Source organism: Nostoc sp. ATCC 53789 (genome assembly GCF_009873495.1).
Classification (GTDB): domain Bacteria; phylum Cyanobacteriota; class Cyanobacteriia; order Cyanobacteriales; family Nostocaceae; genus Nostoc; species Nostoc muscorum_A.
Genome location: NZ_CP046703.1, coordinates 2,812,395 through 2,826,282, shown reverse-complemented (window position 1 = coordinate 2,826,282; position 13,888 = coordinate 2,812,395). Strand labels below are relative to the sequence as shown.

14 protein-coding genes are annotated in these 13,888 nt (G+C 41.5%); 2 read left to right on the top strand and 12 right to left on the bottom strand.

What is annotated here, in order from left to right:
* Window positions 1-599: 599 nt before the first annotated feature.
* From hpsU to GJB62_RS11555, 4 genes are all read right to left on the bottom strand, one after another.
* Complete coding sequence (hpsU, locus tag GJB62_RS11570; RefSeq protein ID WP_114083470.1) at window positions 600-1,181, bottom strand: hormogonium polysaccharide biosynthesis acetyltransferase HpsU; 582 nt, start codon at window positions 1,179-1,181, stop codon at window positions 600-602.
* A gap of 24 nt (window positions 1,182-1,205) precedes the next feature.
* Window positions 1,206-2,162, bottom strand: coding sequence for a glycosyltransferase family 2 protein (locus GJB62_RS11565; RefSeq protein WP_114083471.1), 957 nt, complete (start codon window positions 2,160-2,162; stop codon window positions 1,206-1,208).
* 23 nt (window positions 2,163-2,185) lie between these two features.
* Window positions 2,186-3,118: a glycosyltransferase family A protein gene (locus tag GJB62_RS11560; RefSeq protein ID WP_114083472.1), complete on the bottom strand. Its 933-nt coding sequence runs from the start codon at window positions 3,116-3,118 to the stop codon at window positions 2,186-2,188.
* A gap of 134 nt (window positions 3,119-3,252) precedes the next feature.
* On the bottom strand, window positions 3,253-4,062 hold the full coding sequence (locus GJB62_RS11555) for a hypothetical protein (protein WP_114083473.1): 810 nt from the start codon (window positions 4,060-4,062) through the stop codon (window positions 3,253-3,255).
* A gap of 543 nt (window positions 4,063-4,605) precedes the next feature.
* On the opposite strand from GJB62_RS11555, the gene cobU reads away from it, so the two are divergent.
* Window positions 4,606-5,181 (top strand): bifunctional adenosylcobinamide kinase/adenosylcobinamide-phosphate guanylyltransferase, encoded by a 576-nt coding sequence (gene cobU, locus GJB62_RS11550; protein WP_114083474.1) that lies wholly within the window; start codon window positions 4,606-4,608, stop codon window positions 5,179-5,181.
* Window positions 5,182-5,226: 45 nt separating this feature from the next.
* Window positions 5,227-5,646, top strand: a complete 420-nt coding sequence (locus tag GJB62_RS11545) for a hypothetical protein (protein WP_114083475.1) — start codon at window positions 5,227-5,229, stop codon at window positions 5,644-5,646.
* A gap of 343 nt (window positions 5,647-5,989) precedes the next feature.
* Here the strand turns inward: GJB62_RS11545 and GJB62_RS11540 are convergent, their stop codons facing one another.
* From GJB62_RS11540 to nuoH, 8 genes are all read right to left on the bottom strand, one after another.
* Window positions 5,990-6,709, bottom strand: coding sequence for a DUF4079 domain-containing protein (locus GJB62_RS11540; protein ID WP_114083476.1), 720 nt, complete (start codon window positions 6,707-6,709; stop codon window positions 5,990-5,992).
* 197 nt (window positions 6,710-6,906) lie between these two features.
* The gene (locus GJB62_RS11535; protein ID WP_114083477.1) at window positions 6,907-8,565 is read right to left on the bottom strand and encodes a glycosyltransferase family 39 protein; all 1,659 of its coding nucleotides are present in this window, start codon (window positions 8,563-8,565) and stop codon (window positions 6,907-6,909) included.
* A gap of 177 nt (window positions 8,566-8,742) precedes the next feature.
* The gene (locus GJB62_RS11530) at window positions 8,743-9,537 is read right to left on the bottom strand and encodes a GNAT family N-acyltransferase (protein WP_114083478.1); all 795 of its coding nucleotides are present in this window, start codon (window positions 9,535-9,537) and stop codon (window positions 8,743-8,745) included.
* A 400-nt stretch (window positions 9,538-9,937) separates the two neighbouring features.
* Complete coding sequence (locus GJB62_RS11525) at window positions 9,938-10,858, bottom strand: NAD(+) kinase (RefSeq protein ID WP_114083479.1); 921 nt, start codon at window positions 10,856-10,858, stop codon at window positions 9,938-9,940.
* A 6-nt stretch (window positions 10,859-10,864) separates the two neighbouring features.
* Window positions 10,865-11,170 (bottom strand): NADH-quinone oxidoreductase subunit NuoK, encoded by a 306-nt coding sequence (gene nuoK, locus GJB62_RS11520; RefSeq protein ID WP_006199065.1) that lies wholly within the window; start codon window positions 11,168-11,170, stop codon window positions 10,865-10,867.
* A gap of 59 nt (window positions 11,171-11,229) precedes the next feature.
* A complete protein-coding gene (locus tag GJB62_RS11515; RefSeq protein WP_114083480.1) occupies window positions 11,230-11,844 on the bottom strand; it encodes an NADH-quinone oxidoreductase subunit J in 615 nt (204 codons plus the stop codon).
* Between the two features lie 139 nt (window positions 11,845-11,983).
* Window positions 11,984-12,568, bottom strand: a complete 585-nt coding sequence (gene ndhI, locus GJB62_RS11510; RefSeq protein ID WP_114083496.1) for an NAD(P)H-quinone oxidoreductase subunit I — start codon at window positions 12,566-12,568, stop codon at window positions 11,984-11,986.
* 107 nt (window positions 12,569-12,675) lie between these two features.
* Window positions 12,676-13,794 (bottom strand): NADH-quinone oxidoreductase subunit NuoH, encoded by a 1,119-nt coding sequence (gene nuoH, locus GJB62_RS11505; RefSeq protein WP_114083481.1) that lies wholly within the window; start codon window positions 13,792-13,794, stop codon window positions 12,676-12,678.
* Window positions 13,795-13,888: the final 94 nt, after the last annotated feature.

The window sequence follows — 13,888 nt, the reverse complement described above, 5'->3', positions numbered from 1 at the left end:
ACTTGTGGGAATGAGAAAAAATTTTGCTAATTAGGCTATCACTTGGCTGATTTGGTGCATCACATCTTCTGCCAGATTTTTTAGATATGCACGAATTTTGGACTAGAAAGCAAAAAGATTTAATTAAAAGCAAACTATCTCCAGGAAATGCCTATATAAAGCAGAGCTTATAGGTCAATACAGTTCAGTTAAGTATTTCTTCTTTCTCTTTGCATCTTTGGTCTCCTTCTCTGCGAGACACTGCACGATGGCGGTAGCCTGCGGTAAGCCCTACGGATGACGCTCGTAGCTACGCTAACGCCAGTTCCTTTATGCTGGGGAATCCGTCCACCGGACTAGCTCACCACTTTGCATCTAGGTTATAAACAATTGACTTTAGAGTTTTACCCTTAACTGAACCTTATTGGTCTATATTCTATGCAATTGAGAACCGCTATAAATAAAATATGTAGAAAATTTAAGGTAGCGCAGCTAGTTGGGCTACCTTACTATAGACATCTGGTGAAAATGAATGTAGAGACGTTGCAATGCAACGTCTCTACAAGGGTTTCAGGTAAGCATAGTTAATTTCTGGAGATGTCTTATGTTTATCTATAAAATCATGGGGTTGTAGGGGTATCAAGTTTTATGCGACTTGTCTTAGGACGACAGGGGCTTCCCCAACAAACTTGTCCAGAAGGCATATTCGTCAAAACAGTACTACGAGCGCCAATCACAGCATTAGCGCCGATTTGCACTCCTGGTCCAACGAAACAATCTGCTGCTACCCATGCACCATTGTTAATAGTGATACTCGCTGTTTTTAACCCAAAAGCAGGATCTTGGAGATCGTGACTACCAGTACACAGGTAACTTTTTTGGGAAACTACGCAGTGTTCACCGATGTGGATCTGATCGAGGCTGTAAAAAACTACGTTATCTCCAATCCAACTGTAGTTGCCAATGGTAACTTTCCAAGGATAGGTGAAGCGGGCGGTGGGTCGAATTAATACACCTTTGCCGATACGAGCGCCAAATAGTCGTAGCAAAGCACAACGCAGAATATTTAACGGTTGAGGAGTAAGGGGAAATGCGATCGCTTGTACAAGCCACCACAACAATACATACCAACTTGGCCGTCCCCGATCAAACCAAGATTGGTCATATTTGCGTAAATCTACAAAAGGTTGGTCATTTGTCATTTGTCATTGGTCATTAGTCATTAGTTATGAGTCAATAGTCAATAGCTTTACCTCTGCTCCTCTGCTCTCCTGCTCCCCTGCTTCTGCCTTTGGGGTAGTTGCAGTATTTAAGTGGCCACCACAATTACGTAATTCGTAAAGTTTAACGCCAATTTGATATTCATATTGACTCAGCAAGCGTGCATAAATATATCCAGCTTTGCCATCCAAAAAACCGCGTTGAATTATATAAAATAAAACAAACCGTAAAATGGGTTTAAATGGCAGGTGTACCCACACTTTTTTCAAAAAGCGCTTACGTTGTACTGCATCACCAAATAGATCCGCGCCGATAGTGCCGCTATCATCCTTACCTGTGAGAATATTAAAATAAACGCTGGCTTCCCAATTCGAATAACGATTGTGCCGTTCTAACCAGTGGTAAAGGTCGCGGAAGTCCTCGTGGAGCATATCATTTTTGAGATACCCAACTTTGCCTTGCAAAATCACATGTTCGTGAACTTCGTTGTCACCAGTATTAGGAATATCTTCTGTATGTAGGTTTTCGTAGCGACCTTTTTTATGCTGAAATAAACGAAGATTCCAATCGGGATATTTCCCACCATAACGAATCCATTTTCCTAAGAAAAATACACGGCGGTTGAGATAATAACCTGTATATTCTTGATTTTGAATTGCTTGGTCAATTTCTTCCCAAAGTTCCGGGGTGATCCGCTCATCGCAATCTACAATTAGCACCCATTCGTTACGGAAAGGTAAATTATCTAAAGACCAATTTTTCTTTTTGGGCCAACGTCCATTGAAGTCAAATTGCACAACATTGACACCGTGGCTTTTCGCAATTTCAATGCTGTTATCGGTACTTTGAGAATCTACTACAAATATTTCATCTGCCCTGCTGAGGCTAGCAAGGCAGGCTGGCAAGTTTGCTTGTTCGTTTTTTGCCGGAATTAATACAGAAACTGGTATTTTAGATGACATATCAGTATAAATTATGTTATTGGTTATTTCTTATTTGATGTGAATAAAAGACCTTGAATAGCAGCATTTAAGTAACCAATCTGACCGTAAGCATATACAAGTTTGTCAAACCGTTCTGCTGGATCAGAAAAATATTGCAATGCTTTATACAAGCCCCGCACAAACCGTTCGCCACCTCGCTGCAATTGAGCAATTCCAGCTTTACCAGCAAGTTGTTCTCGATAGCATTCACTGATACCCTGCCACCAGCCTCGATTTAAAAACCAAGTGCGTTGTAGGCGTTCTGGGGCAACATTGTGAGCAACCAGCGCTTCAGGAAGATAAGCAACTTGCCAACCACGCTGTAGGGCAAATTCGGTCATTTGCAGTTCTTCATTTGATAATAGATTTTTCCCCACTCGACCGAGATGAGGATCAAAACCGCCAATTTCTTCTAGGAAACTGCGGCGAATGGAGTAATTTAAGCCTCTGGGTGTTAAGCCAGGTTGCTCGATGTAGATGTTACTGTCACCCAAGTCGTATGCACCCAGATTTGCCGCTAGCCCTGGAGATAGCCATCGTGGTTGTTCGATTCCGGGGGGCCATAAGAGAGTGACTTTGCCACCTGCGATCGCTAATTTAGAATTATTGTAATAGGCAAAATATAAAACTTGTAGCCACCCAGGGCTAGCAACAGCATCGTCATCAAGATAAGCCAGAATGTCGCCACTAGCTACTTTTGCGCCTGTGTTGCGGGCGACAGATAAACCGATAGTGGGTTCAAATACATATTTCAGGCGCGGATTATGGGCCCTTTGTTCTACAACCTCACGGGTGCGATCGCTAGATCCATTATCAACTACCACAATTTCAAAGTCAGCAGCAAAATCCTGCGCTAAAAGACTATCAATTGCAGCCCCTAAATAGGTATCTCGATTGTGGGTACAGATAATGGCAGAGATTTGGGTGTCTGGCATAGATTTTATTTTGGATTTGAGATTTGGGATTTTAGATAAAAATCTTAAATCCAACGCATACCTGCTGAGAGTTAATCTAAACCAAAAATTACCGACCCACCAACCGAGTTTCTTCGGAAATAATCTTTAAAACTTCACGTTTGTTGAATATGACTGTGTAAAACTACAAGTGTTTGGGCCAGTTGACTCAGGCGGGTTTCTAAAGATTGCTTGCGCCCCAAAAGCTGACGTAACTTTTGGTAACGTGCGATCGCCATACTAACATTAGCAACCTGATCTGCTGGACATGGGCGTGACCAGACTTTACCAGCATCGTCTACACCACAGAGGCGGTAGCCAGTAATGGATGATTTATAAGATACTTTCCCACCAGTGGCGCAAATTTCTTCTACATAGTTCATCAGGCGGTCAACTTCTGCATGGCGCAGTGTTGCGGTTCCTCCAGGTTCTGGTTCGCTGGGATTGGATTCTAACCAGCCATTGACAATTGGTCCTTCTAAGTAAATATCCTGAATTTGGTTCAAAATATTTTGCAGTTCTATTTGCCAACCAGCAACAGTTTCCTGAATTTCTTGTAATAGATTCATCGCCAATGCTGGATTTGCTCCGTGGCGATGGTTACTAAAACTTGGAGTTTTCAACTTGGGTAAGCTGGGTGTTTTGCCCCCATTCTCTTGTGTTTGAAAGGTCTGCACAGAGTCATGGTGAGGAAAGAAATTCTGTTCGGGAGGATAATCACTCTCAGTATCTACACCCAATTCAACTGTTTGTTCTTCCTGAGATGATGGAGTTTGTGTGCTATCTGTGGATTCGTTGGCTCCGACACTGATTCTAAAAGAAAAAGGCCGTTTTGTCGTCGAATCAGTTGCTTCGGCGGCAGGGGCAGTACCGCGATTCCCTAAATCGTGTAGAGTTGCTTCTATGCGTTTTAAGCCTGCGTTCATAAAGACATCCTAAATTTTGCTGTCCCCAATGGTGTTGAAGAAGAGGCAGGAGAGCAGGGAGCAGGGGGGATAATTCAGATGGGGATTCGACCCAATAGAACTAGAACCACACTTGGTTGTTGTGGGGGAATCAGACCCATGTTCTGCTTCGCTCCACAGCAGAGAGCAGGGATCATTTCCCCTTGCTCCTTTTCCCCCTGCCCCCTGCCTCTTGTTGAATCATTAAGAATGGGGTTGTTGGGATTTTCGGCTTTTGCCAGTTGTGACATCAATGATGTTGGTGCTAATTTTATCCCTTAAAAGTTATTTGAAACCAAAAATCTCGCTGATGAAGTAAAAAATGTGGTGATAAATTGCAACCGTAAGCATATTCTTGTTGAAGAAGGCAAAATACAGAATTCAGAATTCAGAATTCAGAACAAGAAAGTTGGGGATTCAGCCCCATAACACAGAATTCAATCCTGTTTGCGGAGCTTACTGGAGGTATTATTCTGGCTCCTGATTTCTGAATTCTCGTTTTGTTACAATACTCAGAAAACAACTTTGGGTAAAATCATCTTGGTAACAGGGCCAGCACGATCTGGTAAAAGTGAATGGGCGGAAACTCTGGCTATGGAGTCAGGGAAAGCAGTTGTTTACGTAGCAACAGCGACCGATAACACAGATGACCAGGAATGGCACCAACGTATTTTAGAACACCAACAACGCCGTCCCCAAGACTGGGTAACTCTAGCCGTACCTATAGAACTGTCTGCTACCCTCGCCGATGCCAAACCCTATAACTGCCTTTTAGTCGATTCTTTAGGAACTTGGGTTGCTAATCTCTTAGAAGAGGACGAATCTAGCTGGGAAAATCTCGTTGTAGAGTTATTAGAGACAGTAGAGCTAGTTGCTGCTGATGTGCTGTTTGTAGCAGAAGAGGTAGGTTGGGGTGTAGTACCAGCTTATCCCCTTGGGAGGATGTTCCGCGATCGCTTGGGTTCTTTAGTACGCCAATTAGCTGCCCTTAGTGAAACTGTTTATTTAGTAACTGGTGGTCATGTTCTCAATCTCAGTGTCCTTGGTTCGCCATTGCCAACCAGAGAGGATGCTGGAGTATTCAGAAGTCGAAATTCTTAACTATTGATTCAAATTAATCCAAAATCTAAAATCTAAAATTGTCTTATGGCAACCAAACAAGAAGTTAGAGGATACCTTGCCTACTGGTTTCAGTTGGGTAAGAAAGTGATTACGGGCAACGGGAAGGCAAGCATTTTGCCCAAATCGGTGCTAAATGGCGATCACTATAGTGAAGAATTTGAAGAGTGCTGGCAGAAAATTATTGCGCCTGAATCAGGTGATTGTCATTTAGAAGGTACGCAAGAAACCATTGCTGAATTGTTGACACCAGCATGGGATATGGTTCCTTGTGGTCGTTGCAGTATGCCAGTAGCCGCGCGAAACGTCGGGATGCCGGCATTGTTATGTCCCTGTAATAGTTTGCCTAACTGGCCTAATACAGAACTGCCAGCACCACGAGAGCCAATTAAGACTCAAGACCAACTTAAAACAATTCGCGATCGGCTTGTAGATAATATTGCTTAAAAAAGAAGCAAGGGGCAATACTTTTCGGTTAAACCCAATAATCTCTCTTTTGGTCTGGGGAAAGGTTAAAGGGCAATGGGGAAAGGGAAATTTAAACCCTTTCCCTTTCCCCTTTCCCCCAAAACCCGAAAAGTATTGGGAGAAGGGGGACAAGTCTTCTCCATCTTCCCTGTCTCTTCTTTATGCTCAATTCCCAATGTCTCATTCTCCCTGCCTCTTCGTTGAAGAAGAATCCAGAATCCAGCAATCTTTGAGTGGGAGATTCAAACCCGCCACTAATTGTAGACTGCGAAATCTTAGATATTGAGGAATTGGATAATTTATTTATTGGAAATCCATTAGTTTACTTTGGTGGTTGAGAATTTGGCGTTGGACAAGTTTTATTAGCAAAATCACACTGATAAATATAGGGTTCTTGCCAACTTAAGGGAATTTCTAATAAATCTCGCGTTCCTGTCATACCTTGTCCAATAAATAGCAACAAAGCAATGCAGTTTAAAATCGTATGGACAATCCGCCAGCGATTGGATTTATCTTGATAAATATCTTGAACAATAGCTAACGAAAAAATCATTAGTAGTGCTGCGGTAATACCAATATAATAATGTGACCAATACCACTCATTGGTACGGCGAAATACTCCATCTTGACAGCCTAATATGACTAAACCTGCACCAGTTAAAGTAGCAAAAGCTGCCCGCCACACTCGCTGCTTTGCCCGATAAAGAAATACTAAAGAGGCGATAGTAGCAGCTAATATTAATAGGATAAAAACAACTTGAAAAGGTGCTTTATTCCATAATTGATTTTTAATAATATTTTTACCAATAGGGTAGCTTAATCCGATTAAAGTTAATCCGACAACCGCACTTGTTAGTCTTTCACCTAATTGCTTATGTTCTACACCCACTACTGGAGGAATTTTGCTCTTACTGCCGGCTAAAATTTGTAATCGGCGTTGGCGTGTTTGCCAAGCAAAATTAATCACTGTCCCAATAAGTGGAAACACGAATATGATTGCGATCGCTGGATGTAAAAGACCAAGAAAATCTGCTATTCCCATACAACACCTTTAAATTAATCATCAAATTAATCTCAAATGACAATTTAAAGCATCGTAGTACCACTTAAATTAATTTAAGATAAGAATCTGTTGAATATTTATTTTTGTTATTTTTAGCTAATTTTAAGTAAGTAAAAATGTAAATGCCTTGCGAACAATCATTATCTAAAAACTAAAATTGTCTAATAACCTGATAGTCAACGATTGGATAATTTCGTCTTTGGGAGAATATCGCGTTGCCGTACACTGCGAGGTTTAGCTAATTTCCAAACCGAATAATATTTGTCACTATAAACAATGTCTGTCTTCAAATTATATTTTTTTTCTATCGTTTCGCGCCAACTGTCTGAAGGATTGAACAAAAAAACATCGGCAAACCTATCAGGAATTTTAGGGATTTTTTGATTTTGAACCAACAAAAATTGTACCTTTGGCTCCAAAAGATAGCTTAGAGAAAAGACATTTCCATAATTATTACCCAAAGCATCACTAATCAAAAGTGGGCGAGTGGTCAGATTGATGATTTGGGCAACTTTGGGATTGCCATAGCTTATACCCTTATTCCACCAAGTTTCTGCTTGAAAATTAACCTTACAAGAAATTAAACCACAAATAATTATCAATCCAACGATCGCATACCAAAGATTCTGGCGTGACACGCTCTCATTATATATTTGTGTACCTAGCAAGTAAGCAACAGCTACTTGAATCCCTAAATAAGATGGTATGAAATATGGTTCAGATGATTGTATATCCTCAATCATTAAATCTGGCAGTATTAGAGGCAGTACTGGCACGACAATTAATATAATGATAAATAACCAAATTTTATAGTTAGTTGTTTGGCAAAGGAAATAAATTGAATATCCTACAAATATGAAACAAATTACTGTAATTAAATAGTTAAATTGATTATCTAAACTCAGGTCTATATCAAAAAATATTCGGCTTAATTGCATCAACAAAAATTCAAATCTAGGCATCAAAGATGACTGTGGTGTTGCCTTATCTGCTGAAATCAAAAATTGGAAAAAATCACCTATCACAACTACCAGCCAAGGCATGAAGGCTAAAAAACCTATCAATGATGCTAGAAGATAAGTTTTGACAGTTGAAGAGAACTGGAATCTGGCAGTAGTAATAACATAAATTCCGTGAGCAACTGCGACAAATGCACTCCAAAGAAATGTATAAAGACTGATTGCCAAAGTTACTGCATAAATACTCCAGATAGTAAATGTTTCTGGCTGTTGTCTTTGTTTTGTTAGCTCATCTCGATCTTGTGATTCTAGGCGCATTGCTCGCAGCAAAGAAGCGCTAGATAGTAATATGGTGACTAACCAGAGAATATATTCTTGTGCTTCTTGGGCGTATACTAGTTGAATTGGAGAAATTGCCATAAGTGCGATCGCTACACCAGGAACCAATAGCGGCGCATTAAATAATTCTCGACATAGCCAATAAACACCAGGGAAAACCAGCAAACTGATCAAAGCAGATAAACTTCTGATCGCCGTCACCGAATTACCAAAAACTTCCAACCACAATCTGGCTATTATGTAATAAAGCGGTGGATGCAAAGAATCTTCTTTAGCCAAAGTCATTATTGTGTCATTTAAGCTTTTTTGATTTACCCCTTGAAATTGAGCAAAACTTTCTTTGCCAATGACACTACCATTAAACAGTTCATTTTGTGCTTCAGTTCTTGTATAACCAGAAATTCGCAATGAGGTATAGGTTTCATCATGGGAGTAAACCTTAGTATCAAGGTTAAAAAAGCGAAACAATATACCCATCGTCAATAAGAAAATAATTAAAAATCGCAACCAACTCGGAACAAATTTGAGGTGGCGCATAAGTAGTTTTCCCAATATTTTGTCTAAAATAATCTAGTCAGGCGTACTACTGGATGAAGTGTCGCAGCTACGCCCATCATCATAATTCGTAATTCTTAATTCTTAATTCTTAATTACGATTTATATCTAAGTCTGTTCATTACACATCCCAAGGGACGTTAGGACTAAAGATAATTTTTACAATATTTGATAACGCCATCTAGCAAAGTCTTTGGTATTAGATATGGTTAAAAAATCAATAGTTTTAAAGTGTCGGTCGATAGCGGGAATACTGCATATTTTAGCTCCAATATTCAAGTATGCCTGCAAAATTTTAGGAATTTCCACATTATTCAAGTCTGGACAATTTTGAGGCAGTTCTAGACAAGATTGTGAATTTGGATAAACCAAAATACTTGGATGCATCAAGCCATTCTTCTGAAAATAATTATAGGTGCAAGTAGCTTGCGAAGGAGATTGCGTTAGTAATGATGCACAGCCAAAGAAGTATTGATTTTTACTCCAGATCAGATAATTTGCTAGCCCTTTCCATAATAGTAAAAGTGCCTGACTGTTGCGGTATTCTTTAGCTATACATGCACGCCCAACTTCAACTGATGCCTGAAGCACAGAATTAGGAATTCCATTAAGATTAAATATATCGGCAGCATCAAAGCCTAGTCTTTGAGAAGCCATTGTATAGGTTTGCATCCGATAAGTTCCAATGGTTTTACCCGTTTGTTTGCAAATCATGATTAAATGATGGCAAACTGCATCAAACTTATCTATATCCATCTGAGTAAAGTTAGAAGCAGAAAATCCCAAGCCTAGTTCTAGATTAAAAACCTCAAAGCGTAACCGAAAGATTGATTCTAATTCTTCTTCGGTTGAAGCCAGTCGTAGGGTATATTTTTCAGTTTGAAGTATGGGAAAATCTTCAAAAGAGGGAGGAGGATTCAGTGAGTAATTGATGTTGCATCCAGAAACTTCCATCTATCTTCCTACCTAGATTTGCGAAAATATCCTACTATGATTTAGGCACTATACAAATAGCTCACATTATGCATTAATGTGTCGAAGCGTGATTGAGACATTTTTCGATAAAATAACCTCTAGAGAGCTTTCTTACTCTTTTGGATTAGAGGTATAGTGCTTTTATTATGGACATTAATTCCTAAAAAATCTGGCAATAAGATACAAAATTTTCCTTTGATATAGGCTATAAATACAAGTCAAATAAAAGGACAAGGAAATAGGCTTTTGCCATGAGTCTCAGCAGAATGGGGAAAGCCCCTAGATAAATCTAGGGGCTTTGATGGTTTTGGTTGCGATCGCTATAAAGTGGGCGGGTCTGCGATCGCAATCTGCGGTAGATGCACTCTAAAATACTTAATTAATTACGGTGATTATTGCTGTAGTGAACCCTTGTACCAGCCCAAAGCAACTTCTCCCGTAGCGTCTGATAGTAGGAATTGTTCTCGCGCAAAATAATAAATTTAGCCCGACATTCTGCCATCCGCACATCAACGCGGTGTCCAGGCCAAATAGAAGTCCCTAACACCCCATCTGTCCACAGTTTGGTACTCAAATCGTAATCCCCCAAAGGCCAAATACTCACCACAGAACCAGGGGGTAAAACGAGGGGGCGACTAGAAAGGCTCATTGCACAAATGGGAGTTATGGTAAGCGCCTCCATTCCATCGTGCATAATCGGCCCATTAGCAGAAACGGTGTAACCAGTAGAACCTGTGGGAGTCGAAATAATCAACCCATCCCCAACGTACTGATCGACTACCTCACCATCGATTTCCATTTCTAGAATTGAGGTTATCATTCGGTCAGCAGAGGCGGGTTTGACACAAAATTCATTTAAAGCCAGGTAACGCTCACTCACTGGTTCTAAATTAGACCCGTGACCCTCATACACCGCAGCTTGTAACATCATCCGTCGTTGGATAGCATAGCGATCCTCAAACAGCCGATCCCAAACTTTCTCTGTATCCTGAAATTCTTCCACCGACTCAGTTAAAAACCCCAGATGACCTCCCACATTCACTCCCAGAATAGGGATACCAGCTGGGGCTAAATGTCTGGCACCAGTTAAAACAGTACCATCGCCACCGAGTACCAAGGCGAGATCGATTGGTTGAGCCGCCGAAGCTAAAAAGACTGGATAAGGGTTGTCTTTTGGCCCGCTCGGCCCCATCAACACCTGGCACTCGCGGCTTTCTAGTTGTTTAGCACAGATTTCTGCCCATTGTTTACTCCGGGCATCCCGCGCTTTATAAGCAATGATTACCTGCTTGAGTTGCACGCACAATTACCACTTCAGGAGATTAAACTGCTCCATATCGACGGTATCGCGGTTGCGATAAATGGCAAGCACGATCGCTAAACCCACCGCCGCCTCGGCCGCGGCCACGGTAATCACAAATACTGTGAAAACCTGACCCTTAATTAATGTTGAGTCGAGGAAGTTGGAAAATGCCATTAAATTCAGATTAACAGCATTGAGCAGTAATTCAATTGACATCAGCACCCGCACAGCGTTGCGGCTGGTAATTAAACCGTAGATGCCGATGCAAAATAAAGCTGCTGCTAGTAATAAAAAGTACTGGAGTTGCATGAATTTGGGTATCCCTCCTGAAAAAACTGGCTGTTTATCTGCGATTCAGGTCGCAAATATTACTCTTTTGTTTCGCTGGTTGTTGATACTAGTTCTCTGGGGCGTTCTTGTAAAGTCAAAACAGTTTGCCCCACATTGGATCGTGTCAATTGGTCTGGCAAATACTCACGACGTGCCAAAATAATTGCTCCTACCATCGCTATTAGCAGCAAAATGGAAGCCAGTTCAAAAGGTAGTAAAAAGTCAGTGAAAAAATGCTCTCCAATTACAACTATTGAGCTTTCACCACCTACTACAGGAGTAGTTGAGTAAGCCCAAGGAGTAGCCAGCACCATTGTACTTAAAAGACCAAACAATCCTACGCTGACTAGACCAGTAAGTAATTTACGCACCCAAGAGTTGGGAAATGCGACAAAATCTTGACGCTTGTTCACCAACATAATGGCAAACAAAATCAGCACGTTAACCGCCCCAACATAAATTAGGATTTGTGCAGCTGCAACAAAATCACCATTTAGCAACAGGTAGATTCCCGCCATACTGATAAACACACCCCCCAGCATAAAGGCGGAATAGACAATGTTAGAGAACAGCACCACACCAATGGCTGCCCCAATCATCATCACGCCCAGTATGCCAAGTGATACTAACTGTACTCCTTCTGCTAGATTCACTGTTTTTTGTCCTTAGTCAATTGTCATTGGTCATTAGTCATTGGTCATTGGTCATTAGTCATTGGTCATTGGTCATTAGTCATTGGTTAAATAACAAGGGACGATTGACAAATGACAATGGACAAATTGCAAATGACATTTATTTTTCTGCTTGTTCTACCAGGTCTTCTGGACGCGCACCTGCACGTGGCGCATCTGCGGGCAGTCCGTGGGGTTCGAGGACACCCTTGGGTAGGTAAACTAGTTCGCGCAGTGGTGTAACCATTGGGTCATCTGTTACTTTATAGGGCAGACGACCTAGGGCTACGTTGTCATAATTCAATTCATGGCGATCGTAAGTGGCAAGCTCATACTCTTCTGTCATGGATAGACAGTTAGTAGGGCAAAATTCCACACAGTTACCGCAAAAGATACAAACTCCAAAGTCGATGCTGTAGTGGTTGAGTTTTTTCTTTTTGCTGGCTTTGTCGTATTCCCAATCGACTACAGGTAGGTTAATTGGACAAACGCGAACGCAAACTTCGCAGGCGATGCACTTATCAAATTCAAAGTGAATCCTACCGCGAAATCGTTCGCCAGGAATTAGTTTCTCGTAAGGATACTGTACGGTAATCGGTCGCCGCCGCATGTGGTCAAATGTGACAGAAAGCCCCTGACCAATGTAACGTGCAGCCTGTACCGTTTCTTTGGCGTAATCACCAACTTGTTTCAGGAACTTGAGCATTTTTGGTTCACTCTCTCTTTTTAAGCTATCAGCGTTATTTATCCCTTGTCTTTTGCCCTTGGTCATTAGTCATTTGTAGAAATGACTAATAACTAATGACTAAATGACTAACCACCAAAAGCGAAGGGAAAGGCTAGTTTCAGAGCGGCGGTTAATAGAAGATTAACCAAACCAACTGGTAACAAAAACTTCCATCCTAAATCTAACAGTTGGTCAATCCGTACCCGTGGCACTGTCCAGCGCAACAGGATGGCGACAAACACTAGTAAATAGGCTTTGAAGACGGTCATCGTGATTCCCAAAGAAGCAGTTACTATCTGGAACACGGGATTTAATTCACTGACTCCCAGCCAACCAGCGATGAGATTGAGGGGAATAGGAAAGTCCCAACCGCCCAGGTAGAGAATTGCTACTAATAAGGAAGAAAGGATCAAGTTAACGTAGGAACCCAGGTAGAACAGACCGAATTTCATGCCTGAGTATTCAGTCTGATAACCTGCGACGATTTCTTCTTCCGCTTCAGGTAAGTCAAAGGGTAATCGTTCGCATTCAGCTAGAGCGGCTATCCAAAAGATCAGAAAACCGATTGGTTGTCGCCAAATGTTCCAACCCAGAATGCCGTAGCCAGATTGTTGATTGACAATATCAACGGTACTGAGGCTGTTAGACATCATAGCGATCGCTAACACCGCCAGCGCCAAAGGAATTTCATAGCTAATAGATTGCGCTGCTGCCCGCAAGCCCCCTAAGAGGGAGTATTTGTTATTAGATGCGTAGCCAGCCATCAGCAAGCCAATGGGTTGAATGCTTGACAAGGCAATCCACAAGAATACGCCCATGCCCACATTGCTAATAACGATATTCTGCCCAAAGGGAACGATCAGGAACGACAGAAAAACCGGAATTACAACAATAATGGGGCCGAGGGTAAACAGCCAGGGGTCAGACTTGGCTGGTACTATATCTTCTTTAAATACCAGCTTCAAACCATCAGCTACAGGTACCAGCAAACCAAAAGGCCCCTGGTATTCTGGCCCAATTCGCTGCTGTGCGGAGGCGGAAATTTTCCGTTCTAGCCAAGTAGCAACTAATACCCCCACTGTTGCCCCAATCAGCATCAGTATCATTGGCAGGGGCATCCAAATCGCTTTGGCTGTTCCTGCTGGTATACCTAAATCCCGGAGGGATTCAATAAAAGTTCCTTGGAGGTCAATTCCTGAGTTCATGTTTCCGCTCTTTAAGACATCGAGTCATGGTGAGTTACAACTATTAGTTAAATTAATACCTGTAAATTCACCCATTTTTAATTTTTGCCCAGAT